Raw genomic sequence first — 25,590 nt, 5'->3', positions numbered from 1 at the left:
ATGCATTATGATGTTATTGTCATCGGCGGCGGGCCTTCTGGGCTAATGGCTGCAATCGGTGCTGCAGAAGAAGGCGCAAGCGTCTTACTTCTTGATAAAGGAAATAAACTAGGGCGTAAACTTGCGATTTCTGGCGGTGGCCGTTGTAACGTAACGAACCGTCTACCACTTGATGAGATCGTTAAACATATACCAGGAAATGGCCGCTTCTTATACAGCGCTTTTTCTATTTTTAATAATGAAGATATTATTACATTCTTCGAAAATCTCGGCGTAAAACTGAAAGAGGAGGATCATGGCCGCATGTTCCCTGTTTCAAATAAAGCGCAATCGGTAGTAGACGCACTTTTAACACGATTAAAAGATTTAGGTGTAAAGATCCGTACGAATACACCTGTTGAAACGATTGAATATGAAAATGGTCAAACGAAAGCAGTTGTACTGCAAACAGGCGAAGTGTTAGACACAAATCACGTCGTTATCGCTGTTGGCGGAAAATCTGTTCCGCAAACTGGATCTACTGGGGACGGATATGCTTGGGCTAAAAAAGCTGGTCATACAATTACAGAATTATTCCCAACAGAAGTACCCATCCTTTCAAACGAACCATTTATTCGAGACCGTTCACTGCAAGGACTCGCTTTACGAGACATAAACTTAAGTGTATTAAATCCGAAAGGAAAAGCTATCATTTCTCACAAAATGGATATGCTCTTCACTCATTTCGGCTTATCTGGTCCTGCTGCCCTTCGCTGTAGTCAATTCGTTGTGAAAGCACTGAAAAAGTTCAAAACGAATACAGTGCAAATGAGCATCGATGCATTGCCAGAAGAAAATAGTGAGCAACTATTCCAGCGCATGCTAAAACAAATGAAGGAAGATCCGAAAAAAGGAATTAAAAACGTGTTAAAAGGTTACGTTCCTGAGCGTTACTTCCTATTCTTATTAGAAAAAAATGAAATTGACGGTAGCGAACAAGCTGGACAAGTTTCTCATGAGAAGATTCGTGCACTTGTGAAAGACTTTAAAGAATTTACTGTGAATGTAAATGGTACGCAGTCAATTGAAAAAGCATTTGTTACTGGCGGTGGTGTATCCGTTAAAGAAATTAATCCGAAAGAAATGTCTTCTAAATTCACAAATGGCTTATATTTCTGCGGAGAAGTTCTTGATATTCACGGTTATACTGGCGGCTATAATATTACATCTGCTCTCGTTACTGGTAGAATTGCTGGAACGACAGCTGGAGAAAATGCGAAAATGCAATATTAAAGAAGAAACAGGACTTCCCTGTTTCTTTTTTTATAGGTTCATGAAATTCTATTAGCAATTCTATAGGATATATCGCCTTACCAACGAAAAATGCCGAACCCCTCATGCTTTTTTGTTGCTTTATATACCTTAGTACCTTTATATTTTATATTGTTGAATATTCGAAAAAGGGTAAGGGGAAAACAAATGAGAAAAAAAGTCATGATGTCTTTAATGCTAATGACGTTTCTTTCTGCGGTAGAAGGAACGATTGTTAGTACAGCAATCCCTCGTATAACGAGTGACCTGTCAGGCGTCGAACTTGTTAGCTGGGTTTACGCAATTTATATGCTTGCCACAGCAGTTTCGACTCCAATATACGGAAAGCTAGCTGATTTGTTCGGTCGTAAAAAAGTTCTGCTCATTGGAGCAACAATCTTCTTAATCGGTTCTGCACTATGCGGAGTCGTTACATCAATGGAACAATTAATCTTCTTCCGTGCTCTTCAAGGTGTAGGTGCTGGTGCTGTTATGCCAATTACTATGACAATTATTGGGGACCTATATAGCGAAGCAAAAGACCGCGCGAAAGCACAAGGCTGGATGAGTGCCGTTTGGGGTGTATCTGGTGTTATCGGGCCGTTAGTAGGTGGATTTTTAGTTGATTCCCTTTCGTGGCGTTATATCTTCTTCTTAAACGTTCCATTTGGAATTATCGCTTGCTTAATGATCGCAATTTATTATAAGGAATCGATTAAGTCATCTAAGCAACATATCGATTACCTTGGTGCAACCGTCTTTTCATTAAGCACAATTGCTCTACTATACGCATTATTAACAGGTAGCAGTAAGCAAAACTGGGGAGACATTTCAATTATCGGCCTATTAATCTTTGCCGCTGTTTCATTCATTCTTTTCTTATACATCGAGAAAAAGTCTCCGGAACCATTAATTCCGCTAGCACTTTTCTCTAATCGCACATTATCTACAATAAACATACTAACACTGATTGCTGGTGCAATGATTATTAGTATTACAGTGTATCTTCCAATATGGAGCCAAGGTGTTTTAGGAAAAAATGCAACAGAAGCTGGACTCATTTTAATGCCGATTCCTGTTATGTGGACATTCGGTGCTATGTTCTCGGGTAACTTAGTTGGCAAATTAAAAACGAAACAAATTATTTTACTTGGAGCTAGCATTTTATCAGTTGCTACGTTCTTATTATTTACATTGTCAACGGACTCACCATCATTCCTTATTTATGTAGCAGTCGGATTATTCGGCTTAGGAATGGGGCTTGTAACACCTATTTACATGGTAACAATTCAAGCAGCTGTACCAGCACATACGCGCGGGACAGCCGTCGGTTTAAACACATTTATTAATACATTTAGTCAAACATTAGGTGCTGCATTCTTCGGAACAATCTTCAATACGATGATTCACGCGCGTGGCATTAAAAATCTTGATCTTGTTTCTTCTGGCGGACACGGCGGAGCTACAGCAAACGTAGCAACCGAGTCTCAATCCGCATTAGCATCAAGTGTGCACGTCATTTATATGAGTACTTTTGCATTAGCAGTATTAACTTTAATTATTGCTTGGCTCTTACTAAAGCCAGCTAAACAAACAAGTGAGCAATAAAAGAGGATGACCGAAATGGTCATCCTCTTTTACTCTTCATTCTCCACAATATGTTTAAGCATAGACAATTTATTATCCCAAAAACGTTCATAGTACGAGAGCCACTGCTGTAATTCCTCTAATGGTTCTGGATGCAGGCGATATATCTTCTCTCTCCCGCTTTTTCTTCCACTTACTAAATTCGCTTCTGAAAGGATATGAAGATGCTTCACAACAGCCGTACGGCTCATCGGAAAATGATCTGTTATTTTTGAAATCGGTAACTCTTTATCGCTTAATAACCGTATTACTTCTCGGCGGGTTGGATCAGCAATTGCTTGAAATACATCATATTTCGCTGCTGAAGAGGACACTTAGCCTTCGACAACCTTTTTCAGTTTTTCATTTACAATCGCTACCCAGCCTCCGCTCATTCTGTCGCGAATAATAGAGCTCTTCGCATTCGCTTTCGGAAGAATTTCATCAGGATGTTTCCAGCCGCCGTGAATTAACGTAAATTCTGTTTTATTATCTCCTAGGTCTTTCAGATTAAATGAAACGACCCAGCCATCTGTATCCCATGAGAAAGAGAGGTGATTTGGCTCATCGATTTCTAACACTTTACATGGTGATGGCCCAAATGGTGATTGCACATGAAATTCATGTCCTACTTCTAATTTGAAATCGTTCGGCATAAACCATGAGGCAATCCCCTCTGCAGTCGATACTACACTCCAAACTTTTTGAATAGACGCGTTAAAAACGATTGTTTGTTTAATATCATTTAATGTATTTTGTTGTTCCATTTTCATTCTCCTTTATTCGTCACTAAAACATAACACCTTTTGGTTTCATTAAGATGATATAACACCTTTTAGTTTCATGTCAATATTGATTCGTTTTACCGTTGAGAAATTCTCAACATTTTTTCAACAGGACAAACACCCTCTCAGCATTTCTTCATAATATACTCACAAAGGCAATCAAAAATAAAAACTTCTCTCAATATGAAACTCCATCATTCATATTGAAAGATGTGCCTTACTTATATCATGCGTAATTCGTCTCTCCTCCTTCCCTCAGAGGCAATACGCGAGATATAAAAAATCAGAAGGAATATGCCCACCATTTGAGTAGGTAGTTATTTCTCTTCTCCTCAACATTTCCTTAGGAGCGAAATGACTACCGACTCACTTTTTTCAAACAAAAATAAAAAGGGGATGAAAGCTATGTTCTATTGCATTAACTGCTCTGACATTCACCATGAAAAACATCCGAATGATAAAGTATTCAAAAACGGTTTTTATATTGATCCATTTTTAGGTGATCGTTATCACCTTGGTATGTGTAAAGATGCCCAAAATCATGAGACAGGGGAGCCTCTTTTAACGACAAATAAATTAGGCACACCCCAATCTATTATGAACGTATTACCGACACATGTTGTCCCAACATAAAGCATAAAAAAGAGCTGGCTCACCCAGCTCTTTTTTATGCTTTATAAACGATCATTGCTGAAAAGCAATAAATTTGGTTTTCATCATCGTTAATGGAAACGCCAACTTGGTACTTAATATCTACAAATTTACTATCATCAATCTTTTTTAAAAACACATTTACTGCGTCTTCTAAGTCTTTTTCGTGACTTTCATCAAAAACTTTCACACGAATCATGTTAACACCATCCTAGATCGCAGCCCTCCGCCGCTTGATTATTGCCACGGTGCGTATCTATGATGCGATAAAATTTTCCGTCTTCATATATATCCGTCTTCTAACACATATTGTTTACCTTCAGTATAGACATAAAACTTACCTATCATAAATTTACTCGTATATAATTCCAAATAATCTGGTCTAAATTTAGCTACAACTTTATTTGTAATATCAATTTTTATTGTGCGCCCCACCTTCTCTCCCTCCTTTGCAAAGAACGGATTTAGGTATATTGTATTAGCGATTTTACATTTTATGCTTAAAAATAAGTGGATATGCCTGCCTTCCTCACCTGTACTATTTTTCTAAAAAAGCCATAAATAAATAAGCGTAAAAAAATATATAAAAAAAGAGGTTTTACTTATTGACTACACTATAAACACTATGTTATTATATAAAATTTGACATTTTTATATCCATGTGTTATCATTAAAAATGGTTAGCACATATGGAGGTGGATGATTTGTTTCAAATTGGTGATAAAATCGTTTATCCAATGCACGGTGCAGGGATCATCGAAGCAATTGAAGAGAAAGAAATATTAGGTACTTTGCGTCAATATTGTGTAATACGCATCCTTAGTAAAGATATGCAAGTAATGCTTCCGATGGATCAATTACAAAAATCAGGTATTCGTTATATCGTTGATAAAGGTACGTTAAATGATATACTTCTCGAATTCCAGCAGGGAGAATCAGACACATCGCTCTCGTGGAAACAAAGATATACAATGAATATGGAAAAAATGAAAAACGGTAATCTGCAAGATAGCGCAGAAGTTGTTCGAGATTTACTTCGCCGTAATAAAGAAAGAGCCTTAAATGCGAGCGAAAAACAAATGCTAGATAATGCACGAAAAATGATGATTAGCGAAGTTGCGCTCGTACAAAACGTTTCTGAACATCAAGCGACAGAATTTCTTCAAGATACAATTAATCATTAAATTTAAAATAGCTGCCGCTATTTTTTTTTGTAAAAAAAGGACGAAGAGCATTATCTCTTCGTCCTTTTATATTACCCACGCCCAGCTTGAAACGATGGATATAACGTCATTCCACCATCTGCAAATAGCGTAATTCCAGTTACATAACTCGCCTCTGAAGAAGCAAGCCAAGCTGCTACTGCTGCAATTTCTTCTGGTTTTCCAATGTAGCCCATCGGTATCATACTTTCTACGTCAGCACGTTTTTTAGGATCAGCAAATTTTTCTGCATTGATTGGCGTATTAATTGCACCTGGCCCGATATTATTTACTCGAATACCTTTTGGCGCATATTCCATCGCTAACGTTTCTGTCATCAGTTTGATACCGCCCTTACTTGCTGCATAGTGCACAAATAAGGGCCACGGAATTTTCTCATGAACACTAGACATATTAATGACAGATCCTTTAATATCATGTTCTACAAAATATTTAATCGCTTCACGGCTTCCTAAAAAAGCACCTGTTAAATTTGTGTTAATTACCCTATTCCAATCTTCAAGCGGCATTTCATGCGATGGTACCGCATTTTCTATCCCTGCATTATTAATCATAACGTCAAGCGTACCAAACTCTTTCACAGCAGATTGAATGAGATTCGCCATATCTGATTCGACCGTTACATCACCTTTTACAGCAATCGCTTCTCCGCCTACCTTTTTAATTTCTTCTAACACATCATTCGCTTCTGACTCCCGTGAGCGATAGTTAATCACTACTTTTGCTTTCTCCTCAGCAAACCTTACTCCCATCGCCCTTCCAAGACCAGTTGCTGATCCTGTAATGACGACAACCTTTCCTTCTAAATCACTATACATTTTCATACCTCCTTTAACTTTTTGCTATACCTAACATAATTCCGGCTGCGATAATAAAAACGATACCGACAACAATCCCTGTTAATTGGCGTTTCGTTTTTCTTTCACCTAATATAAGAATCCCGCCAAGCGTCGAAATAATAATTCCCATTTGCGATAGCGAGAAACTTGTTGCCACTCCAACACGCGGCTGCGAAATGAATAAAAACATATTTCCAGCTGCCCAAATTAATCCTGGAATAATATTTCGTATTGCATATTTATTAAATGGATGATGTTTAAAAGTAAGCAAAATCCCCCCTAACACCATACCAACTGCTTGTGGCAATAAAGCTGACCAACCATCTACGTTAAATAGTCTAATCACTACTACGTAAACTAAATAACCGACTGTTGAAATCAATAAAATGATAATGCCCCTTTTAAAATTCCTCGCTTGCTCTGTATTCTTTTCTTCTTCACTTTGAAGCGATGTTAAAATAACACCGATAATAATACAAACGAGCGCCAATACACCAAGGACGACTGATATTGTCGTGGACCACTCATGAAATACGATGACTCCAAATAAAGTCGTCGCAACTAATTGAAGTCCTGTTGAAATCGGCATCGTCCTCGAAACGCCCATTAAATCAATACTTTTTAGTTGATTCGCCTGACCAAGCGCCCAAAATAAACCTGACACAATTCCAACTCCGATAACAGTAGGAGTCAATACTGGTTTCATAAAAATATAAACAACAATCGAGAAAATAAGCGCGCCAAGCGTTGTACCGAGCGTTTGACTATAAGGTCCTCCGCCCAGTTTCACGTTAAATAGCACAATACTTCCCCAAAATATAGCTGGTAAAATCGCTAAAAATATATCCATCACTCATTACCTTTCTTTACTAAACGTCATAGGTTATTACTCTGAATCAGTAGAGTGAGCTTTTATTTTTTCTTTTTCACGTTCACAAATCTTTTCTGCAATCGCACTAGACACATTTTTTTCTCGCTCTACTTTCTTTATCTTTATGTGGTCTATATTGTCTTCCAAAGTAATTGTAACTTTGTCATTCGGCGGATTATGTGCACCTTGAAATGTAAGGAATTGTAGCGTCACTTCATATCTAGGAACGAACTCATCTTTCTTGCCGAGACGCTTTATATTTATAACTGAAGCACATTCATATTGATCTTCTGTCGCTTGCCTAATAACTGAATAGTACCTATTCAGTAACGCACTCTCTAACAGCTGTTCCTTCGATTCTTTCGCCCAAGAATAGCTTGGAGAAGAGAAAAAAACAGAACATATTATAGCAATCATTACACATATTTTTTTCATAACGCCCTCCTTTTCCTATAAGATAGTGTTCTCCAAAACACGATAAAAAACGACTTCCCTATTTAGGAAAGTCGTTTTTTATCGCATATATTTAATATTAACCACCGCTCACTGGTGGTATGAGTGCAACAACATCACCAGATTGAATCCTATCATCTTCATTTGCATATTCTTCATTAATTGCAACCATAATCGGTGCTGACACCGGTACATTATACTCTTTGGCAACAATATCTTTTAACTGCGTGACCGTAATATTTTCTTTCTCTATTTGTAACTCACTTGTTCCTGCTTCCTCTTGCAAGTGTGCAAATAACAATACTCGAATCATACTTATAACTCCTTCCCAGGCTCTCCCGCCGGATATGGCGTTTTTTCTAATTGATCACCAATCCACGAGTCACCATCCTCCCAAAATTCCTTTTTCCAAATCGGAACAATTTGTTTTATACGTTCCATAATATATTCATTCGCTTCATAAGCCGCTTTACGGTGCGGTGTTGAAACGGCAACAACAACCGCGATATCAGAAATTTGCAATGTACCGATGCGATGTGTAATGGCAACGTGTGTACCTGGCCACTTCTCTTTCACTTCCGAGCCAATTTTCTGTAGCATCTTTTCTGCCATCGTTTTATAAGCGACATATTCTAAATATAATGTACGGCGCCCTTTCGTAAACTCTCTAACCGTTCCGATAAATGTTGTAACAGCACCGCATTCACGCCGAATTACCTTCTGAGCTACCTCTTCAATCGAGATTTCTGTATCAATTACTTCATAATACGTATTTGTCATTTTATACTCCTAACCGTTTGTAAAAACCAGTCTATATACAACTCTTCTTCTGTTATATGAAATACTTTATATTCTTCTCGTATGCTTTTTGGAACATCATGCCACACAATAACCGCTACTATATTTTCTACTTTATGTAAAAGTTCAATGTCTTCCGCAGAACGAAGTAACACTACTTTCGGATATTTCTCTTTTTTATAGCCCTCTATTAAAATCGTATCCACTTCAAAAAACTCATATAAACGAATAATTTCTTGCAAGGACCATTCTTTTTTTAGTGAAGAAAGTGAAAGTAATCCCGCCCCTTCTACACTACTTACGACAGCTCCAGCTTTACGGTGTCTTTCACTATCTTTTTGTGCTACTTCTGGAAAGCCTCCGTGCCCGTGATGTTTAATTGTAGCAACTTTCATTTCACTTTCTGCTAATGCATGCACAACTTTCTCAACTAGTGTTGTTTTCCCGCTATTTTGATACCCTACTATTTGTAAGATTGAAGAGGCTTTGCCCATGGCCAATCACATCCCTCGGCGTGCTCTAACAATAATACAGATACTTTCATCCCTGCTTCAAATCCTCTCGTTCCTCCAGGCAATACGATAAAAGCATTCGCATCGGCAAGTGAAGATACCGCACTCGATTTATCTAAACCAACCGGCATCGCGTGTAGTGCCCCATCCGCGATTGTCACGTTCGCTCTTACAAAACGAGTAAACGGATTTGGCTTTAGAAAATCTTTTTGCAAAATAGCATCTGCTCTATATACGTGAGGTTCCTTCGCATACAAATATGTTTTTATAACGGGATGCACAAATAGTTCAAATCCTACGTAACAAGCTGAAGGATTTCCTGATAAACCGAAAAGTAACTTCCCATCAACTTCAGCTACTGTCGTTACACTTCCTGGTCTCATCGCTATTTTATTAAAGAGTACATTCGCCTGTAACCTTTCATAAATAGCTGGTAAGTAGTCATAATCTCCTACCGACACACCGCCTGTTGTAATTAAAATATCGACCTCATCCATCGCCGATTGAACAGCTGTAAAACATGCATCTAACTCATCGGCAAGTTGACCATAATACCGAACTTTCCCGCCAGCTTTCATAATTTGAGCGGCGATCATATAAGAGTTACTATTTCTAATTTTCCCTGGCTCTAACGGCTCGTGCACTTCTAGCAATTCACTTCCTGTCGTTACAATACCGACAACAGGCTGTTTTACAACTTTCACCGTACTATACCCAAACGTCGCTAATAGGGCCGCAACACCAGGATTGATCGCAACACCTTTCTGAACGAGAACTTGATTTTGTTTTATATCTTCTCCTTTAAATGACACGTTATCACCACTATTAAAAGGACGCTTTAACCTCATATATGTTGTTCCGTTCTGCTCAAATCCTTCCGTCAATTCTAGCATTACGACTGCATTACAATCTGCCGGAATAGCTGCTCCTGTCATAATACGAACCGCTTTAAAAGATCCTACTTCTTCAAAAAAAACAGACCCCGCTCCAATTTCCCCTATTACTTCAAATGTAACTGGATTCTCCTGACTTGCTTCTTTCGTATCTTCTGCTCGAATGGCAAAACCATCGTAAGGAGAACGGTCAAAATGAGGAACGTCATGATCTGAGATAACATCTTCCCCAAGAATTCTCCCGTAACTTTCCGTAATAGAAACCGATTCTACTTCACCATTCTTCGCATATTCCATTACCCGCTCTACTGCCTCGGCAACTTGAATCGGAATTCGTTTTTCTACCATCATTTCTCACCCCATATTTGCAATTTTTTTTATCTCGATTAAACTTTATGTATTAAATAGAAATTACTTCAAGGAGGAATTCCATGTCTTCATTCACACATTTCAACGACCAGGGCCGCGCAAAAATGGTTGATATAAGCGAGAAAAAGGCAACCGTTCGAACAGCAATTGCGTGTTCTAGTATCGTCGTTACGAAAGAAATTTACGATAAAATCTCTCACAATGAAATTGGAAAGGGTGACGTATTAGCGGTTGCACAAATCGCAGGCATTATGGCTGCAAAACGCACTTCTGATATTATCCCAATGTGCCACCCTTTATTATTAAAAGGTGTCGATGTTTCTTTCGATTGGAAACAATTAGAAGAACAATACCGATTACTCATTGAAGTAAAAGTTAAAACAGAAGGTAGCACCGGTGTTGAAATGGAAGCTTTAACTGCCGCTTCCGCTACCGCTCTTACTGTGTATGATATGTGTAAAGCTGTTGATAAAGGTATGATCATTGGCGAAACATACTTACTTGAAAAAACAGGTGGAAAAAGTGGAGATTATACAAGAAAATCTTAAGACTTTCTCCGTTGAACCTAAAGGATTCCCTTTAGGTTCAACCTATATATCTTGCATATAAACGTTTTGCTACATTCATATCGTTCGTCCCATGAATAAACGCCCGGCCATCTGTAAATAAAACAAAACGAAATTCCTCCACTGGAAACGATAATAAATACGGCGTAGTTTTTACATCCACACTTCTTTGTAAGCGCTTTTTAATTTCTTCTAAATTAAATTCATTCCGCACACCTGGACGAATTTGTACTGTATTTCGCCCACATAACACTTCTGTTTTTGTTTGTGCTTCAAATGTTAAACTCGGATATGTACGTAATCTTCCACAAGATAGACACGTATCTTTCTTCTGCCTATTCACTTTAAATGCCATCTGCTGATTATTCCAAAGATCAAACGATAACATCGTTTCACGAAGTGCGCCAAAGTCTTCTACTAATATTTTCAATGCTTCCGTTATTTGATGCGCCACTACTAATTGTACCGCTGGCTGTATAATACCGGCTGTATCACATGTTGCTCCGCTCGCTGGATGTTCCATTAAACAGCGGAAGCACGGTGTTTTTCCTGGTAAAATTGTATACGTTACGCCGTAACTTCCGACACAACCACCATATATCCATGGAATATTATACTTCTGTGAAATATCATTAATAAGAAGACGTGTTTCAAAATTATCTGTCGCATCTAATATTAAATCTACATCATTCACTAGCTCTTCCATTTCTTGCACCGTTACATCCGTTACAACCGGATTTATTTCCACCTCAGAATTAATCGCTTTTAAATGTTCTGCTGCCGCTATCGCCTTCGGTTTATACTGCTTTGCATCTTCTTCGGTATATAATTGTTGCCTTTGTAAATTGCTCCATTCTACATAATCACGATCAGCAATCGTTACTTTTCCAACACCCGCTCTAACAATTGCTTCTGCATTCGCTGCACCAAGAGCACCAGCGCCGATAATAAGCACATGCTTCTCTTTTATTTTTCGCTGCCCTTCTTCTCCAACACCAGGAAATAATATTTGTCTTGAATATCGCTCCTGCATACGATAGCCCCCTTTCTTATCCTCCTATATACGACATTTCGATTTTCGGACGATTTTTTGCACTTTCTTCTGTCCGTTCATCTGAATATCTATCTTTTCTATTCATCCATACATCTTGTATAGCGCGTAATAACTCTTCATCTGAAAGATTATTTCTAAGAAGTTCTCTTATATCCAATCCTTCTGTCGCAAACAAGCAAGTATAAAACCTTCCATCAGCCGAAATTCTCGCTCTCGTACAAGACGAACAAAACGACTCAGAAACAGAGGTAATAAAACCGACCTCTACATTTGTTCCAGCATACCGATATCGTTTCGCAACTTCACCGAAATAATGCGCTTCAGCCGGCTCAAGCGGATATACCTTATGAATCATCTCAATTAATTCTCGCTTTGTAACGACTTGGTCAAAATTCCACCCATTCGTACTACCAACATCCATAAACTCAATAAATCTAAGCGCGATTCCTTGTTCTTTAAAATACGCGGCCATCGGCAGTACTTGATGATCGTTCATCCCTTTTTTCACAACCATATTTACCTTTACTTCCAGCCCCGCCTCTTTCGCAGCCATAATTCCTTTAATAACAGGTTTCGTATTGACATTCCGGCCATTAATATCCCTAAATACATCATCATCTATTGCATCTAAACTAACGTTTACTCTATGTAATCCAGCTTCTTTTAATGCCTTCGCTTGTTTCGTTAAATGAATGGCATTTGTCGTTAATCCTATATCTACTAGTCCATCAATTTTCACGAGACGCGCAATAAGTTTTGTTACATCTTTACGAAGTAGTGGCTCGCCACCAGTAAGTCTAATTTTCCGTACACCGATACTAACGAATAGTTTTGCCAAACGCTCAATTTCATCAAACGTCAGTAAAAACTCATCTTTCAAAAAAGCATAATCAGGCCCAAACACTTCTGCCGGCATACAATATGTACATCTAAAATTGCAACGATCAATAACAGATATGCGTAAATCTTGAAGTGGGCGTCCAAAAAAATCCTTAACCTTCTCCTGCATCGCCACCCTCCCTTTCCGCCAATATTTTCTCTTTTCATTCTATTATAATATATTTTCGAACTGCGATGTTTTTGCTCACGTGAATAAAGTAAAACTTTCAACAATCAGAGATATCCACCTCTTTCTAATTAAACAGGTTTACTCTCAAATACTGGGATGAAAAAACCTTGAAACATACAAGTTTCAAGGTTTTCTGCTTATTAACTTAATCTAATAATCGTTAGAGTAGCCCCTGGTGCTGTCGTGGATAATGTAACTCCAAGTAATCCAGATAATTGCAAGCTAATAGCGGATCCGGCAAGCAAGTTAGTAATAATAGTCGCATTCAATGAACTCACACCAACTAAAGAAGAATTTATCGTTCCGGCGAGCGGGCTTCCATTTACAGTTATACGAGCACCTACAGCTACAGCAGCTGTTAAATTGATTGTATAGGCTATATAATAATTCCCTGCATTCGCAACTGTAAATATAGTATTCCCACCACTAACAGTTATTCCAGGTCCTATATTTTGGTTATTCGGTAAATTAACATTTGCACCGGCTCCTAGACTACTGCCTGACGTATTATTCGCAAATGCATACGTTGCAGTGGTACTAACTCCGGTCGTTCCCGTGGCTCCTGTGTCCCCTGTTACTCCGGTTACCCCCGTTGCTCCCGTTACTCCCGTTGCTCCCGTTGCTCCCGTTGCTCCCGTTGCTCCCGTCGCTCCCGTTGCTCCCGTTGCTCCCGTTGCTCCCGTTGCTCCCGTTGCTCCCGTTGCTCCCGTTGCTCCCGTTGCTCCCGTTGCTCCCGTTGCTCCCGTTACTCCCGTTGCTCCCGTCGAACCTTGATTTCCTTGCGGGCCTTGTGCTCCAGTTGAACCTGTTGGGCCTTGTGGACCTTGTAAGCCTTGAACACCTTGCGGACCCGTTGGACCTATGTCTCCTTGAATTCCTTGTACTCCTGTCGGGCCTTGTGGACCAGTCGGGCCTTGAATCCCTTGTATCCCTTGAATTCCCTGTGGCCCTTGTGCCCCAGTTGCTCCTGTCACACCTTGGATCCCTTGCGGACCTTGATCTCCTTGGATTCCTTGCGGACCTGTTGGACCTATATCTCCTTGCACACCTTGGATTCCTTGTGGACCTTGCAGACCGGTTGCTCCCGTTATCCCTTGTATTCCTTGTGGACCTTGAACACCTTGCGGACCCGTTGGACCTATGTCTCCTTGCACACCTTGGATTCCTTGTGGACCTTGCAGGCCGGTTGCTCCCGTTTCTCCAATTGCCCCTGTCGCTCCCGTCACACCTGTTTCTCCCGTGGCTCCCGTTTCTCCTACCGTTCCAGTTACACCAGTCGCTCCTGTCGGGCCAGGTGGACCACCTGATGGACCTGTCACTCCCGCCGGGCCCGATGGACCTGTTGGGCCAGTCGGTCCTGCGGGGCCCCCTGATGGACCGGTTACCCCTGTTGCACCGGTTACTCCCGTTGGACCTGTCGCTCCTTCCCCTGTAACTCCTGTCGCTCCTGTATCTCCAGTTACTCCCGTCGGACCTTGCGGGCCTTGGATTCCTTGCAGACCTTGAACACCTTGTGCTCCAGTCGCCCCTATTTCTCCCTGAATTCCTTGCACTCCCTGTGACCCCATTGGACCTGTTGGACCTATTTCCCCTTGAGCACCTTGAATACCTTGCGGGCCCTCTGGACCTGTTGCTCCTATGTCACCCTGTATCCCTTGAACGCCTTGCACACCTTGTGCTCCAGTTGCTCCTGTTTCTCCTTGAATTCCTTGTAATCCCTGGATTCCTTGCGGGCCTTCTGGGCCTGTTGCACCTACCGGGCCTTGAATTCCCTGAATCCCTTGTTGCCCCTCTGGACCTGTTGCTCCTGCTGGTCCCGGTATTCCTTGTATTCCTTGCGGTCCCTGGATCCCTTCTGGACCTTCTGGGCCTGTTGGGCCCATATCACCCACCGGACCTTGTATTCCTTGAACGCCTTGCGGGCCTGTATCTCCAGGTGGACCCGGTATCCCTTGTATACCTTGTGGACCTTGATCGCCTGTTCCTCCTGTCACACCTTGAGGTCCTATAACCCCTTGTATACCTTGTGGTCCTTGATCACCCGTTGCTCCCGATATCCCTTGTATCCCCTGAATACCTTGGATTCCTTGTTCACCCGTTGCTCCCGCCGGACCAGGGATACCTTGAATTCCTTGTGGACCTTCTGGACCTGTTGGACCAATCGGTCCTTGTATTCCTTGGATCCCTTGCAAACCTTGCGCACCAGTTTCTCCTGTATTTCCAGTCGAACCGGTAGTTCCCGTTGCTCCTGTACTTCCTGTTGAACCAGTAGTTCCCGTTGCTCCTGTACTTCCCGTTGCTCCTGTACTTCCACTCGGACCACCTCCTGGTCCAGTCGCACCTGTTGCACCCGTTGGACCAGGTGGCCCTCCAGATGGACCCGTTACCCCTGTTGGGCCTGTTATTCCAGTCGGACCCGGTATCCCCTGACCAGTTGCTCCTGTTGCTCCTGTTATTCCCGTACTTCCACTTGGTCCTTGTGACCCTTGTATCCCTTGAGTTCCTTGTATTCCTTGTGAACCAGTTGCGCCCTGTATCCCTTGCACACCTTGTATTCCTTGAGATCCCTCAGGTCCAGTCACTCCAATCGGACCTTGCACTCCCTGTATTCCCTGTATTCCTTGCGCTCCTGTCGCCCCCATCGGACCGATCGGACCTTGTATTCCTTGCACCCCCTGCCCACCTGTTGCTCCTGTATCTCCAATTGGTCCCCTCAATCCTTGCGATCCCTGCTGTCCTTCCGGTCCTGTTGCTCCTATTGGTCCAGCCGGTCCTTGCATCCCTTGCACACCTTGAGGTCCTGTCGGCCCAATTACCCCCATTGGGCCTTGTAATCCTCTTGGTCCTTGAGGGCCAGTCGGGCCTGTTGGACCCGTTGGACCCATGCCAGTAAATCCCGTTGGAACGGGAGGGAAGGTAGGTCCAATAAGATTTGGTGAAATTCCGAAATTAGAGTTTAATGAATTTTGTTTATCGCGCTCTTTCACACTTTCACCGCCTACACACCATCTTTTTTTACATTAAGCAAACCTCTTCTTAATATCTATTTACAAAAACAATCTCAAAGACTATTTTTATTTCAAATAATAAAAACCCCCTTAATTCCTTAAGGGAGTCCCGCAATTGAATCCATATTATCTGTATTAGGGACAGCTTGCGCTATACCCGATACATTTGTAACTTGCCCTGCATTTGTTCCTGGTACAGTACCAGCAGGAGTACCTCGTGTATATGTTGTCGTCACAGAATCTCCTGGCTGTAAACAAAGCTTTGTCTCCGTTCCTATTACTGTAACGACATCAATCCAAGTGCACCCCATTGAACCACTATACGATTTCGTCGCAGTAAATGAAGTATCACTTAAATTATCACCGGTAAATATATTCCCAGTGTTATTCACAATAACAAACTCTTTTATATGAGCAGGCATAATCACACTCTACCTTTCCTCTATGAACCTAATGTACGTGTACTCGTCGCTAATGGCGGAAGAAACACTGATGTTCTGATCACCGCTTCTGGCTGTCTTTTCCCATTTAAAAAAACAGCAGCACTCGATCCTCCAGCACCCGCATATATTTTCGCCACCGCTAAAGGTGAGATATCATAACAGTCGCCGACATTAACAGCTCCTGTATTATTAATAATTTTTACTTTACGCAAGTTAATCCCCATTTCCCCCTCCTCCTTTTTTATACTGTATGCAAAAGAAAAAAACTTGAAACAGACTCGTTTCAAGTTTTTAACAATTAACTATTTCGTTTCACCTTCATATTGAAGCATACCGCCAACCATGTTCACTGTTTTAAATCCTTGCTCATTTAAATAATGGCATACATTTTCACTGCGCATTCCTGAACGGCAAATAAAGATGTATTCATTCTCTTTATCAAAGAAATCTACTTTATTTGGGATATCACCCATTTTAATATGTACAGCTTCTGGAATCTTTCCTGCCGCTACTTCTTCATCTTCCCTTACATCTACTAAAAATAACGTTTCTCCATTTTCTAAACGCTCTTGCACTTCTTCTGTAGTAATCGTGTTAACTTCTGTCATATGTATTTCCTCCTTATATAAAATAAAACCTTTAGCTTCTTCTTTAAACAAGCATTCCTAATTAATTTTAGCATGTGAAAGAAGGAACGCAAAGAATCGAAATTTTATTTCTCAATTTTCTAGCAAAACTTATTCTTTACAAACATAACTCGCACATTGTATCCTCAATATACTTGTTTTATGAAAGGAGCCAGTTAAAATGACACTTTTTCTTTTCATTATGGGCGTCATTTTCTTAATCACTGCGATTATTACACTTAGTATGAAAAATAATAAAAAGATAAAATCGCCACAAGAAATGTCATTCTTATTTCTATTGCTTAGTATAGCGTTCTTCGGTATAGCAGTCGCTACCTATATTTTCCGTCTGCAAATCATGTAAAAAAAGGTGCCTACTACAAACATTGCACCTTTTCCTCATCATTTATTTCTTACACAAAACTAGATACTTTCCGATTTAAAAATTCATAAACTTTCTTTTCAAATAAATGAATATCAAATGCTCCCGCCATATGCCCATTTATACTCTCTATCTCATACACTTCCGCATACTTCCCTTGTTTTTGCAAAATGTCTACCATTTTATAATTGTAACGAGATGGCTGAAGTAAATCTTGTTTACACGGAATCATGAGTACATTCGCCTCTACCCGAGAAAGAGCCTCCGCTAAGGAAGAAAATCCATGCGCAATATCATGTAATAAAACTGCCTTTGCAGTGTACATCCATGAGTTTGCATCTACCAACTCTATACTTCTATATGTCACTTTATTTATCTCTTTCTCAAATGATGTTAATGCAGAAAACTCTTGATAAGGTGCCATTTCTATACTATTACGCGAGAATGCCGTTTCATAAAAATGTTCATCAAACGCATTCATAAACATCATTCTATTCGCTAAATGGAGCCCCTTCATCGGCTGTACTTCTCCATATTTCCCGCCTTTCCAATTTGGATCTAGTTGTATTGCTTCAATCGCATTTTGCGCTACATTTACGGACGTTATAATTGGATTTTGTGGATTCGTAATAACGCCAATCATTCGTTCTACCATATGAGGATAGTGAACAGCCCATTGCTGCGCAATCATTCCACCCGCCGAAGGTCCCATTACAGCGTGTAATCTTGAGATTCCCATATCTTTTATTAATCCATATTGCATACGAGCTACATCAAGAAATGTAAACACAGGGAAATCCATGGCATATTCATCCCCTGTTTCTGGATTAATCGACTTCGGTCCCGTTGTAATCACGTATGGATTCTTCACCTGCACATTACAAAGATTATCCGTACATATAACAAAATACTTATTTGTATCAATTGCTTTTCCAGGTCCAATTAGTCCATCCCACCAACCAGACTCCTCATCATTCTCTGTATATTTTCCCGCCGCGTGACTTGTTGCACTAAAATAATGACAAACCAAAATTGCATTTGATCTTTCTCTATTTAAAGTACCATACGTCTCATATCCCATTTGGACAGGCATTACCCTACCATTTTCAAACGTAAACTCTTTTAAAATAAACTTCTCCTTTTTTACAATTTGCACAGATTCGCCCTCTTCCCGCTATAGTATGAACTGCCTACTAAAGGATTGTTTCTATGCAAACCAATCTCCTTCTTCTTTTCATAAATAAATGAATAATATACAAAATTAGCCACAAAATAGCACTATATTACACAATCAAAGAGGGCATACATATGATTTGGAATTGGTTACGTAAGAAAAAAAAATCAAAAACAAACGAAACAGATAACGAGGAGCAGCAATCTAACAAACAAGAGGATACTAACAAAGAGCAGACTAAAAGTATGAAACATAATAAAAATAACAATGAAGAACAAAAAAAAGAGGAACAAAAAGATCCTTCCCAGGATAAAAAACAAAACGGCTCTTCTCAAGAGAAACAGCAAAATTCTAAACAAGACGATTCTTCTCAAGAGAAACAGCAAAATTCTAAACAAGACGATTCTTCTCAAGAGAAACAGCAAAACTCTAAACAAGATGATTCTTCTCAAGAGAAACAGCAAAACTCTAAACAAGATGATTCTTCTCAAGAGAAACAGCAAAACTCTAAACAAGATGATTCTTCTCAAGAGAAACAGCAAAACTCTAAACAAGATGATTCTTCTCAAGAGAAACAGCAAAACTCTAAACAAGATGATTCTTCTCAAGAGAAACAGCAAAACTCTAAACAAGATGATTCTTCTCAAGAGAAACAGCAAAACTCTAAACAAGACGATTCTTCTCAAGAGAAACAGCAAAACTCTAAACAAGATGATTCTTCTCAAGAGAAACAGCAAAATTCTAAACAAGACGATTCTTCTCAAGAGAAACAGCAAAACTCTAAACAGGGCAATTCTTCTCAAGAGAAGCAGCAAAACTCTAAGCAGAACGATTCGCAAAGCCCTGGAAGTAATAGTATTTATGATTTTACAAAACCAGAAAAAGACCGTATCCATTCTCTACAAAATTTAATAGAGAAGCTGAAAAAGTCTAGTGATTTTGTTAATTACCATACATCTGAAGATGAAACGATGCCTTATTGGATTTCTTACTATCGTCCTTCACTTGATGGTGAGAAATTGCAAAAATACTTAATGCCTACTCTTTTGGAACGACCTAACGCTACACTAGAAGAGCTAAAAGAAAATATTCCAATGAGCGGCATTACAATTACGAATGATTTACAAAAAATTGAGGACATGGTTTTAAAGGGGCATGCGATTGTCCAAGTAAATCAACAAGATCAAAAGTGTATGCTTGCAAATATTGCAATTGATAATTATCGTGCACCTACTCCTCCATTAAATGAATCGACTGTTATTGGTCCGCAAGAGGGATTCGTAGAGGATATTGATACAAATATTAATTTAGTTCGAAAACGCCTTCCAGTTTTAGATTTACAAACAAAGGAAATGATCATCGGAGAGTTTTCAAAAACAAAAGTTGTCATGATGTATTTAGATAACCTCGCTGAAAAAGATAATATTGATTTTCTAGAGGAATCTTTACGCGCTCTTGAATATGATCAAATTAATGATAGTGCTTATATACAAGAATTGATGGGAGAAAAGTCAATTTTCCCTCTCTATATCAATACAGAACGTACTGATAGAGTTACAAAAGCACTAATTGATGGAAAAATCGCTATTTTTGTGGATGGTTCGCCAAGTATTTTACTAACACCTGTATCATATTTCGATTTCTTTATTTCACCAGAAGACTATAACGTCTCTTGGTTATACGCTACATTTTCAAGAATTTTACGGCTAATCGCTGTTTTATTCTCAATTTGCGCAACACCATTATATGTTGCCACTTTAAACTATCACTACGAATTAATTCCTAGTGACCTACTTGAAACGTTGATTTTATCAAGAGCACAAGTACCGTTTCCACCTTTAATTGAAGCGCTCTTCTTAGAACTTGCCATCGATTTATTAAGAGAAGCTGGCGCGAGGTTACCGATGAAAGTTGGTCAAACGCTCGGTATTGTAGGCGGTATCGTAATCGGGCAAGCATCTGTACAAGCTGGTTTAACGAGTAACATTTTATTAATTATCGTTGCCTTATCAGCGCTCGCATCCTTTATTACGCCTATTTATAAAATGGGTAATGCGGTTCGGCTGCTACGTTTCCCGTTTCTCATATTTGCCGAAATAGGAGGACTTTTCGGGATTTCTCTTGGATTTATCTTTTTATTTACCCATCTATTTAGACTGACTTCCTTACGCAAGCCGTACGCTTTGTTTTATCCGACAAGACAACAATCCGTTAAAGATTCTTGGATTCGTTTCCCTTTAACAATGATTGACACAAGAGATGTACAAGCAAGACCACAACATGTAAAAAAAGCAGCGAAAGGAATTTCAACAAAACATAGATCCGATTTTGATGATTAAGGAATGAGGTGCATTGATGAGTAAAGTTCAAGAAAAATATCAAATATCTCCTATCTTTATTTTCTTCTTAATTCACAGTGCACAGTTTGGCGCCGGAGTTCTCGGATTCGCTCGCATTATTGCAAAAGCCGCTGGATATGACGCCTGGATGGGAGTTCTAATTATAGGAGTTTGTATCCATATTCTTATATGGATGATGTATTTTTTATTAAAAGAAACAAACGGAAACTTAATTGATTTACATCGACAAACATTTGGAAAATGGCTAGGAAATGGCATTAGTATCATCTTTATGACTTATTTTTTAATCGTCAGTATTTCCGTCATTCGGACATACGTTGAAATTATTCAAGTATGGATGTTTCCTACCGCTTCCACTTGGATGCTAACTCTCTTTTTATGCTTAGTTAGCTACTACATTATTTCTTCTGGATTTCGTGTCATTACTGGTATTTGCGTCATTTCAGTTGGCGGTACATTAGGATATTTATTGCTTAGCCTATTCGTTTTGAAATACTCACATTGGGATAATTTACTCCCTGTGTTCACACATTCCTTTTCAGATATTTTAAAAGCCGCCAATCTGTCAATCTACAGTATGACAGGCTTTGAAATTTATCTCATGGCTTATCCCTTTGTAAAAAAACCTATACAATCTCATAAATTCGCTCAATACGGGGCGCTATTTTCAAATCTTCTATATTTGTTTAGTACCCTTTTAGCCTTTGCGTTTTTTAGTGAGAAACAATTATTAAAAACGATTTGGTCACAACTTTCTATGACCCAGGTAATCCAATTACCATTCATTGAAAGACTAGAATATATTGCAATTTCCGCTTATGCACTCGTTATTGTTACGAGTTTTATCCTTCCGTTATGGGCGGCAACGAGAGGAACTCATGAAATATTTCGCGTAAAACAAAGAGGTGTCCTAATCGCTTTCATCCTTATCACCCTCATTGTTTCACAGCTTTTAACAACCAGACATGACATTAATACTTTTATTAGTAATTCTGGAAAAGCTAGTTTTTGGCTCATGTATGTATACATCCCTATCCTATTTATTATTGTGTGGGTGAAAAGAAAATGGAAAAAATCAAAAGCAAATTAATACTTATTTCTTGTATAACATTCTTTAGTCTAACTGGATGTTTACAAAAAAATATTATCGACGATGTGCAACTTATTCAAGGAACCGTTTTTGATGTAGCAAAAGATAATAAAGTAAAAGTGACATTCGTTTGTCCCATTCAGAAAAAAGGAAATAAAGTTCAAGTTTTTGAAGGAACTGCAAATGCGGTAAAACAAGTAAAAGCAGACTCATCTTTAGAGTCTTCTCAACCTTTTGCTAGCGGACAAATGCGTGTCGCCCTATATACGATAAGACTTGCCAAAACAGGAATGTCTACTTCATTCGATACATTACTTCGAGATGTGAATATAGGGAACGCTTTATATGTTGCTTTATTAGAGGGGAATGGTACTGAACTTTTAAAAGGAAAATATACAACTTCATACAACGTTGCAATTTATATGAAAAAGTTGCTAGAACATAATATGGAAACCGGTCCTTTACCAACGGATAATCTACATGTAGGGGCGTTCCGTTATTATCAAGAAGGGCAAGACTACTATATTCCCATTCTAAAGAAGCATGGTGATAAAATAAAAATCACCGGAATTGGTCTTTTTAAAAAGGATAAATATATCGGTAAAATTGCGCAAAAAGATATGTTCATATTTAAAGGACTATTAGAGAAACATAAATTAGATTCACATGAATTTAAAACAGATTCTGCATACGTAATGATTAATAATATTCGTTCTGTTCCAACTTACGATATAAAGATTAAAAATGGAAAGCCTTCTTTTTTCATTCACGTTCATCTTGATGCACGTATTCAAGAACTATCGAAACAAATTAACTTAGAAAATAACAAGAACACAAAAAACATTGAAAAAGATGTCCAAAAACAATTAGATAAACAAGCTGCTAAATTAATTAAGCAGTTTAAATCTTTAGACGTCGATCCCCTCGGGCTAGGAGCAAAATATAAACATCATTATCGCCCATTCAAACTAGAAGAATGGAGACGAATGTACAAAGATGTTCCAATTAATATAAAATACACCGTGAATATTACAAATTCTGGTGTAATTGAATGAGAAATGATTGAACTCCTCTCTCCAGCATGATACAACGGAAAGAGGAGTTTTTATTTTAGATAGAGAGAGAAGATATTTATGGGGGAGCTTATGTCTAAAAAATTAGTAAAGCCTATTTTGAATGGTATTTTATTTCTCGGCGTCTTTTTATTTGCTCATACATACTTAAAAAATGTTTCCTTCACACGTTATTTACTTGTCGTTATACCAATGCTACTTGTTGGTATGTTCGGCATCGACCTTATTTTATCCATTTTAATAAAAAAAGAAGAATAACAAGCGAACATCTTATTTCTATAAGATGTTCTTTTCATTTCATAATCACCTTATGTTACAATGAAATTCGGCACTAAGCGAGAAAGGATGAAACAACATGACCAACGAAAAAGGTTTAGATAAAGGATACGAACTTGTTGCGAAAATGCATGAAGTATTCGGGCATCCTGTGACAAATACCCCAACAAAATTAGCGGAAGAGCGCGCAAAAATTCGTGCTAGCTTTATGCAAGAAGAGCTAGAAGAATTTCTAGAAGCAACGACTGTTGAAGATCAATACGATGCACTTATTGACCTTATTTACTTTGCATTCGGAACGTTTGCAGAAATGGGTGTACGTCCAGATAAAGGATTTGAAATTGTAAACAACGCTAACATGGCAAAGCTATTCCCTGATGGGAAACCTCGCTTCCGTGAAGGAGACGGCAAAATTCTAAAGCCAGAAGGCTGGCAAGCACCAGAACCACAACTTCGTGCTGAAATCGAACGTCAACGCCAAGAAGCGGAAAAAAACTGCTAGGATTACCTAGCAGTTTTTTATTATGTCTTTTTTTCTGCAGCTCATTAATGACCCACGTGCCCCGCGTGTCCTGCTGCCCCACCAATGCTAGCTGCCCCTGCAGCTGCTCCTGCCGCTCCTGCTCCAATTCCACCTGTCCAAGGCGAAGATTGTTGCTGTTGTTGATATTGTTGGTATTGTTGATGCTGTTGACCGTGTTGACCTTGGTGACCGTGTTGACCGTGTTGACCTTGGTGACCATGTTGACCTTGGTGACCATGTTGACCATGTTGACCTTGGTGGCCTTGGTGACCATGTTGGCCTTGATGACCGTGATGGCCTTGGTGACCGTGATGCCCTTGATGACCGTGATGGCCTTGGTGACCGTGATGCCCTTGATGAGTTTGATAAAGAACAGCTTGTGGATGTATGTGGTGGTGTCCTTGGTAATGTACTTGTTGTTGATGATGGCCGTGTTGACCTTGATGGTGGTGCCCATGATGACCGTGTTGACCTTGGTGATGGTGATGACCATGATGGCCATGTTGACCTTGGTGATGATGATGACCATGATGGCCATGTTGACCTTGGTGATGATGGTGTCCATGATGACCTTGGTGGCCTTGATGGTGGTGATGTCCATGATGGCCATGAACAACCTGTGGAAACCCACCTACTCCACCTGCTACAACACCTATTCCAGGTACAGGAAATCCTGTTTGTACGCCTCCGACGAAAGATGGAAACGTAGTTGGCATACCTACAGGCACGCCCCCTTGTGCGCCTCCTACTAATGTCGGAATTCCTGTTTGTGCTCCAGCTACTGATGTTGGAAACCCTCCTGTTACTGTAGGCATTCCAACCCCTGATGTCGAAAATCCTCCCATTAATGTAGGCATTCCAGTTTGCATGCCAGCTACCGATGTTGGAAATCCTCCTGCTGCTCCACCCATCCAGCTCGGAATTCCACCGTATCCTTGTTGGTCAGCTCCTCCCATTAACATCATTTGTTCATAACTACCCGATCCACCTCCGAAGAAGCCATGTGGTGCATTATTGTCCATCCCTTTCATTCCTTTCACCTCTTCTACTCAATTTAGCCTACCTTTTTTATCATATTTCTTATAGAAGAATAGGTGTTTGTCTGTATTGGAATTCCGCTTCTTTTTCTTCATTTATGATAAAATTAATTAACTGAATATTTTTCTGGGGGGTATTTCTATTGAAGGACATAACAAAAGCTTCTATCCATGATTTAGATTCAATCGTACATATAGATATTGATGTAATCGGAGATAATAGTAGACGAAATTATATTAAGCACACTATTGATGAGGGCCGATGCGTCATCGTAAAAGAAGATAATTCTATTTCGGGTTTTCTAACATACGATACAAATTTCTTTGATTGTACTTTCCTCTCATTAATCATTGTTTCGCCAGCAAAAAGAAGGCGCGGCTATGCAAGCTCGTTAATCTCATATATGTTAAGTCATTCTCCTACTCAAAAAATCTTTTCTTCAACGAACGAATCAAATGAAAGTATGCAAAAAGTTTTTAGTGCGAACGGTTTTATACGTAGTGGAATAATTGAAAATTTAGACGAAGGTGATCCAGAGATTATTTTCTACACAAAAAAGCTCAGAGTATAAATACTCTGAGCTTTTATTTAGAATGAA

The 25,590-nt window shown here is 39.4% G+C and carries 30 protein-coding genes and 1 pseudogene; 12 read left to right on the top strand and 19 right to left on the bottom strand.

Annotated features, from left to right (window positions below):
• Together EUC40_RS03465 and EUC40_RS03460 are read left to right on the top strand one after the other, a co-directional pair.
• Complete coding sequence (locus EUC40_RS03465) at positions 1 to 1,272, top strand: BaiN/RdsA family NAD(P)/FAD-dependent oxidoreductase (protein WP_156573694.1); 1,272 nt, start codon at positions 1 to 3, stop codon at positions 1,270 to 1,272.
• A 186-nt stretch (positions 1,273 to 1,458) separates the two neighbouring features.
• Positions 1,459 to 2,898 carry an MDR family MFS transporter gene (locus EUC40_RS03460; protein WP_156573692.1) on the top strand — a complete coding sequence of 480 codons (1,440 nt, stop codon included), beginning with the start codon at positions 1,459 to 1,461 and terminating at the stop codon, positions 2,896 to 2,898.
• A 29-nt stretch (positions 2,899 to 2,927) separates the two neighbouring features.
• On the opposite strand, the gene EUC40_RS03455 is transcribed toward EUC40_RS03460, so the two are convergent.
• Both EUC40_RS03455 and EUC40_RS03450 read right to left on the bottom strand, forming a co-directional pair.
• The gene (locus EUC40_RS03455) at positions 2,928 to 3,251 is read right to left on the bottom strand and encodes an ArsR/SmtB family transcription factor (protein WP_000098837.1); all 324 of its coding nucleotides are present in this window, start codon (positions 3,249 to 3,251) and stop codon (positions 2,928 to 2,930) included.
• Positions 3,252 to 3,683: an SRPBCC family protein gene (locus EUC40_RS03450; protein WP_071710040.1), complete on the bottom strand. Its 432-nt coding sequence runs from the start codon at positions 3,681 to 3,683 to the stop codon at positions 3,252 to 3,254.
• A gap of 423 nt (positions 3,684 to 4,106) precedes the next feature.
• Between EUC40_RS03450 and EUC40_RS03445 the strand changes: the two genes are divergently transcribed.
• Positions 4,107 to 4,334 carry a DUF3973 domain-containing protein gene (locus EUC40_RS03445; protein ID WP_071710039.1) on the top strand — a complete coding sequence of 76 codons (228 nt, stop codon included), beginning with the start codon at positions 4,107 to 4,109 and terminating at the stop codon, positions 4,332 to 4,334.
• 34 nt (positions 4,335 to 4,368) lie between these two features.
• Here the strand turns inward: EUC40_RS03445 and EUC40_RS03440 are convergent, their stop codons facing one another.
• The gene (locus tag EUC40_RS03440; RefSeq protein ID WP_000621750.1) at positions 4,369 to 4,551 is read right to left on the bottom strand and encodes a sporulation protein Cse60; all 183 of its coding nucleotides are present in this window, start codon (positions 4,549 to 4,551) and stop codon (positions 4,369 to 4,371) included.
• A gap of 1 nt (position 4,552) precedes the next feature.
• A pseudogene (locus EUC40_RS03435) lies at positions 4,553 to 4,787 on the bottom strand (DUF2553 family protein).
• 254 nt (positions 4,788 to 5,041) lie between these two features.
• Here EUC40_RS03435 and EUC40_RS03430 point away from each other — a divergent pair.
• The gene (locus EUC40_RS03430) at positions 5,042 to 5,536 is read left to right on the top strand and encodes a CarD family transcriptional regulator (RefSeq protein WP_002019506.1); all 495 of its coding nucleotides are present in this window, start codon (positions 5,042 to 5,044) and stop codon (positions 5,534 to 5,536) included.
• Positions 5,537 to 5,607: 71 nt separating this feature from the next.
• On the opposite strand, the gene EUC40_RS03425 is transcribed toward EUC40_RS03430, so the two are convergent.
• The 7 genes from EUC40_RS03425 to moeA form a co-directional block, all read right to left on the bottom strand.
• On the bottom strand, positions 5,608 to 6,393 hold the full coding sequence (locus EUC40_RS03425) for a glucose 1-dehydrogenase (protein WP_156573689.1): 786 nt from the start codon (positions 6,391 to 6,393) through the stop codon (positions 5,608 to 5,610).
• A 13-nt stretch (positions 6,394 to 6,406) separates the two neighbouring features.
• Positions 6,407 to 7,264: a glucose uptake protein GlcU gene (glcU, locus tag EUC40_RS03420; RefSeq protein ID WP_156576908.1), complete on the bottom strand. Its 858-nt coding sequence runs from the start codon at positions 7,262 to 7,264 to the stop codon at positions 6,407 to 6,409.
• Positions 7,265 to 7,300: 36 nt separating this feature from the next.
• Positions 7,301 to 7,720 (bottom strand): DUF3888 domain-containing protein, encoded by a 420-nt coding sequence (locus tag EUC40_RS03415; RefSeq protein WP_156573687.1) that lies wholly within the window; start codon positions 7,718 to 7,720, stop codon positions 7,301 to 7,303.
• Between the two features lie 97 nt (positions 7,721 to 7,817).
• Positions 7,818 to 8,051 carry a molybdopterin converting factor subunit 1 gene (gene moaD / locus EUC40_RS03410; RefSeq protein WP_156573685.1) on the bottom strand — a complete coding sequence of 78 codons (234 nt, stop codon included), beginning with the start codon at positions 8,049 to 8,051 and terminating at the stop codon, positions 7,818 to 7,820.
• 2 nt (positions 8,052 to 8,053) lie between these two features.
• Positions 8,054 to 8,518, bottom strand: a complete 465-nt coding sequence (gene moaE, locus EUC40_RS03405) for a molybdopterin synthase catalytic subunit MoaE (RefSeq protein ID WP_071710034.1) — start codon at positions 8,516 to 8,518, stop codon at positions 8,054 to 8,056.
• Positions 8,515 to 9,030, bottom strand: coding sequence for a molybdopterin-guanine dinucleotide biosynthesis protein B (gene mobB / locus EUC40_RS03400; RefSeq protein ID WP_156573683.1), 516 nt, complete (start codon positions 9,028 to 9,030; stop codon positions 8,515 to 8,517). Before mobB ends, moaE begins: the two co-directional genes overlap by 4 nt.
• Positions 9,000 to 10,289 (bottom strand): molybdopterin molybdotransferase MoeA, encoded by a 1,290-nt coding sequence (gene moeA / locus EUC40_RS03395; RefSeq protein WP_156576907.1) that lies wholly within the window; start codon positions 10,287 to 10,289, stop codon positions 9,000 to 9,002. Before moeA ends, mobB begins: the two co-directional genes overlap by 31 nt.
• A gap of 83 nt (positions 10,290 to 10,372) precedes the next feature.
• Here moeA and moaC point away from each other — a divergent pair, with 83 nt between their 5' ends.
• Positions 10,373 to 10,858: a cyclic pyranopterin monophosphate synthase MoaC gene (gene moaC, locus EUC40_RS03390; protein ID WP_000094158.1), complete on the top strand. Its 486-nt coding sequence runs from the start codon at positions 10,373 to 10,375 to the stop codon at positions 10,856 to 10,858.
• Positions 10,859 to 10,895: 37 nt separating this feature from the next.
• On the opposite strand, the gene EUC40_RS03385 is transcribed toward moaC, so the two are convergent.
• The 6 genes from EUC40_RS03385 to EUC40_RS03360 form a co-directional block, all read right to left on the bottom strand.
• Complete coding sequence (locus EUC40_RS03385; RefSeq protein WP_071710030.1) at positions 10,896 to 11,909, bottom strand: molybdopterin-synthase adenylyltransferase MoeB; 1,014 nt, start codon at positions 11,907 to 11,909, stop codon at positions 10,896 to 10,898.
• A gap of 16 nt (positions 11,910 to 11,925) precedes the next feature.
• On the bottom strand, positions 11,926 to 12,939 hold the full coding sequence (moaA, locus tag EUC40_RS03380; protein ID WP_156573681.1) for a GTP 3',8-cyclase MoaA: 1,014 nt from the start codon (positions 12,937 to 12,939) through the stop codon (positions 11,926 to 11,928).
• A gap of 200 nt (positions 12,940 to 13,139) precedes the next feature.
• Positions 13,140 to 15,986 carry a BclA-related collagen-like exosporium protein gene (locus EUC40_RS03375; RefSeq protein WP_156573678.1) on the bottom strand — a complete coding sequence of 949 codons (2,847 nt, stop codon included), beginning with the start codon at positions 15,984 to 15,986 and terminating at the stop codon, positions 13,140 to 13,142.
• A gap of 119 nt (positions 15,987 to 16,105) precedes the next feature.
• The gene (locus EUC40_RS03370) at positions 16,106 to 16,429 is read right to left on the bottom strand and encodes a hypothetical protein (RefSeq protein WP_001110859.1); all 324 of its coding nucleotides are present in this window, start codon (positions 16,427 to 16,429) and stop codon (positions 16,106 to 16,108) included.
• A 20-nt stretch (positions 16,430 to 16,449) separates the two neighbouring features.
• Entirely contained in the window at positions 16,450 to 16,674 is a 225-nt protein-coding gene (locus EUC40_RS03365) for a spore germination protein (protein WP_000512462.1), read from the bottom strand.
• Positions 16,675 to 16,752: 78 nt separating this feature from the next.
• A complete protein-coding gene (locus EUC40_RS03360; RefSeq protein WP_000141255.1) occupies positions 16,753 to 17,058 on the bottom strand; it encodes a rhodanese-like domain-containing protein in 306 nt (101 codons plus the stop codon).
• Positions 17,059 to 17,257: 199 nt separating this feature from the next.
• On the opposite strand from EUC40_RS03360, the gene EUC40_RS03355 reads away from it, so the two are divergent.
• The gene (locus tag EUC40_RS03355; protein ID WP_071711015.1) at positions 17,258 to 17,440 is read left to right on the top strand and encodes a hypothetical protein; all 183 of its coding nucleotides are present in this window, start codon (positions 17,258 to 17,260) and stop codon (positions 17,438 to 17,440) included.
• 49 nt (positions 17,441 to 17,489) lie between these two features.
• Here the strand turns inward: EUC40_RS03355 and EUC40_RS03350 are convergent, their stop codons facing one another.
• A complete protein-coding gene (locus tag EUC40_RS03350) occupies positions 17,490 to 18,614 on the bottom strand; it encodes a homoserine O-acetyltransferase family protein (RefSeq protein ID WP_156573676.1) in 1,125 nt (374 codons plus the stop codon).
• Positions 18,615 to 18,766: 152 nt separating this feature from the next.
• On the opposite strand from EUC40_RS03350, the gene EUC40_RS03345 reads away from it, so the two are divergent.
• From EUC40_RS03345 to EUC40_RS03325, 5 genes are all read left to right on the top strand, one after another.
• Positions 18,767 to 20,971 carry a spore germination protein gene (locus tag EUC40_RS03345; protein ID WP_156573674.1) on the top strand — a complete coding sequence of 735 codons (2,205 nt, stop codon included), beginning with the start codon at positions 18,767 to 18,769 and terminating at the stop codon, positions 20,969 to 20,971.
• Positions 20,972 to 20,987: 16 nt separating this feature from the next.
• On the top strand, positions 20,988 to 22,082 hold the full coding sequence (locus tag EUC40_RS03340) for a spore germination protein (RefSeq protein WP_156573672.1): 1,095 nt from the start codon (positions 20,988 to 20,990) through the stop codon (positions 22,080 to 22,082).
• On the top strand, positions 22,058 to 23,137 hold the full coding sequence (gene gerHC, locus EUC40_RS03335; protein ID WP_156573669.1) for a spore germination protein GerHC: 1,080 nt from the start codon (positions 22,058 to 22,060) through the stop codon (positions 23,135 to 23,137). Before EUC40_RS03340 ends, gerHC begins: the two co-directional genes overlap by 25 nt.
• A gap of 90 nt (positions 23,138 to 23,227) precedes the next feature.
• Positions 23,228 to 23,413 (top strand): hypothetical protein, encoded by a 186-nt coding sequence (locus EUC40_RS03330; protein ID WP_000038783.1) that lies wholly within the window; start codon positions 23,228 to 23,230, stop codon positions 23,411 to 23,413.
• Positions 23,414 to 23,510: 97 nt separating this feature from the next.
• Positions 23,511 to 23,933, top strand: coding sequence for a pyrophosphohydrolase domain-containing protein (locus tag EUC40_RS03325; RefSeq protein ID WP_000180552.1), 423 nt, complete (start codon positions 23,511 to 23,513; stop codon positions 23,931 to 23,933).
• A gap of 44 nt (positions 23,934 to 23,977) precedes the next feature.
• Here EUC40_RS03325 and EUC40_RS03320 read toward each other — a convergent pair whose 3' ends face one another.
• Complete coding sequence (locus EUC40_RS03320; RefSeq protein ID WP_156573667.1) at positions 23,978 to 24,985, bottom strand: hypothetical protein; 1,008 nt, start codon at positions 24,983 to 24,985, stop codon at positions 23,978 to 23,980.
• Between the two features lie 149 nt (positions 24,986 to 25,134).
• Between EUC40_RS03320 and EUC40_RS03315 the strand changes: the two genes are divergently transcribed.
• Positions 25,135 to 25,563: a GNAT family N-acetyltransferase gene (locus EUC40_RS03315; RefSeq protein WP_156573665.1), complete on the top strand. Its 429-nt coding sequence runs from the start codon at positions 25,135 to 25,137 to the stop codon at positions 25,561 to 25,563.
• Positions 25,564 to 25,590: the final 27 nt, after the last annotated feature.

It is taken from the genome of Bacillus luti, from assembly GCF_009739945.1.
GTDB lineage: Bacteria > Bacillota > Bacilli > Bacillales > Bacillaceae_G > Bacillus_A > Bacillus_A luti.
This window is presented reverse-complemented; position numbering and strand designations above follow the sequence as displayed.

Bases quoted from the DNA above. Each gene is read 5' to 3' on its own strand.
- moaA (WP_156573681.1), bottom strand. From the start codon at position 12,939: ATGCAGGAGAAGGTTAAGGATTTTTTTGGACGCCCACTTCAAGATTTA.
- EUC40_RS03330 (WP_000038783.1), top strand. From the start codon at position 23,228: ATGTCTAAAAAATTAGTAAAGCCTATTTTGAATGGTATTTTATTTCTC.
- EUC40_RS03430 (WP_002019506.1), top strand. From the start codon at position 5,042: ATGGAGGTGGATGATTTGTTTCAAATTGGTGATAAAATCGTTTATCCA.
- EUC40_RS03415 (WP_156573687.1), bottom strand. From the start codon at position 7,720: ATGAAAAAAATATGTGTAATGATTGCTATAATATGTTCTGTTTTTTTC.
- EUC40_RS03425 (WP_156573689.1), bottom strand. From the start codon at position 6,393: ATGTATAGTGATTTAGAAGGAAAGGTTGTCGTCATTACAGGATCAGCA.
- EUC40_RS03345 (WP_156573674.1), top strand. From the start codon at position 18,767: ATGATTTGGAATTGGTTACGTAAGAAAAAAAAATCAAAAACAAACGAA.
- EUC40_RS03465 (WP_156573694.1), top strand. From the start codon at position 1: ATGCATTATGATGTTATTGTCATCGGCGGCGGGCCTTCTGGGCTAATG.
- EUC40_RS03385 (WP_071710030.1), bottom strand. From the start codon at position 11,909: ATGCAGGAGCGATATTCAAGACAAATATTATTTCCTGGTGTTGGAGAA.
- EUC40_RS03450 (WP_071710040.1), bottom strand. From the start codon at position 3,683: ATGGAACAACAAAATACATTAAATGATATTAAACAAACAATCGTTTTT.
- EUC40_RS03340 (WP_156573672.1), top strand. From the start codon at position 20,988: ATGAGTAAAGTTCAAGAAAAATATCAAATATCTCCTATCTTTATTTTC.
- moaC (WP_000094158.1), top strand. From the start codon at position 10,373: ATGTCTTCATTCACACATTTCAACGACCAGGGCCGCGCAAAAATGGTT.
- moeA (WP_156576907.1), bottom strand. From the start codon at position 10,289: ATGGTAGAAAAACGAATTCCGATTCAAGTTGCCGAGGCAGTAGAGCGG.
- EUC40_RS03360 (WP_000141255.1), bottom strand. From the start codon at position 17,058: ATGACAGAAGTTAACACGATTACTACAGAAGAAGTGCAAGAGCGTTTA.
- glcU (WP_156576908.1), bottom strand. From the start codon at position 7,264: ATGGATATATTTTTAGCGATTTTACCAGCTATATTTTGGGGAAGTATT.
- EUC40_RS03440 (WP_000621750.1), bottom strand. From the start codon at position 4,551: ATGATTCGTGTGAAAGTTTTTGATGAAAGTCACGAAAAAGACTTAGAA.
- EUC40_RS03320 (WP_156573667.1), bottom strand. From the start codon at position 24,985: ATGAAAGGGATGGACAATAATGCACCACATGGCTTCTTCGGAGGTGGA.
- EUC40_RS03445 (WP_071710039.1), top strand. From the start codon at position 4,107: ATGTTCTATTGCATTAACTGCTCTGACATTCACCATGAAAAACATCCG.
- EUC40_RS03325 (WP_000180552.1), top strand. From the start codon at position 23,511: ATGACCAACGAAAAAGGTTTAGATAAAGGATACGAACTTGTTGCGAAA.
- gerHC (WP_156573669.1), top strand. From the start codon at position 22,058: ATGGAAAAAATCAAAAGCAAATTAATACTTATTTCTTGTATAACATTC.
- EUC40_RS03370 (WP_001110859.1), bottom strand. From the start codon at position 16,429: ATGCCTGCTCATATAAAAGAGTTTGTTATTGTGAATAACACTGGGAAT.
- EUC40_RS03460 (WP_156573692.1), top strand. From the start codon at position 1,459: ATGAGAAAAAAAGTCATGATGTCTTTAATGCTAATGACGTTTCTTTCT.
- EUC40_RS03365 (WP_000512462.1), bottom strand. From the start codon at position 16,674: ATGGGGATTAACTTGCGTAAAGTAAAAATTATTAATAATACAGGAGCT.
- moaE (WP_071710034.1), bottom strand. From the start codon at position 8,518: ATGACAAATACGTATTATGAAGTAATTGATACAGAAATCTCGATTGAA.
- mobB (WP_156573683.1), bottom strand. From the start codon at position 9,030: ATGGGCAAAGCCTCTTCAATCTTACAAATAGTAGGGTATCAAAATAGC.
- moaD (WP_156573685.1), bottom strand. From the start codon at position 8,051: ATGATTCGAGTATTGTTATTTGCACACTTGCAAGAGGAAGCAGGAACA.
- EUC40_RS03355 (WP_071711015.1), top strand. From the start codon at position 17,258: ATGACACTTTTTCTTTTCATTATGGGCGTCATTTTCTTAATCACTGCG.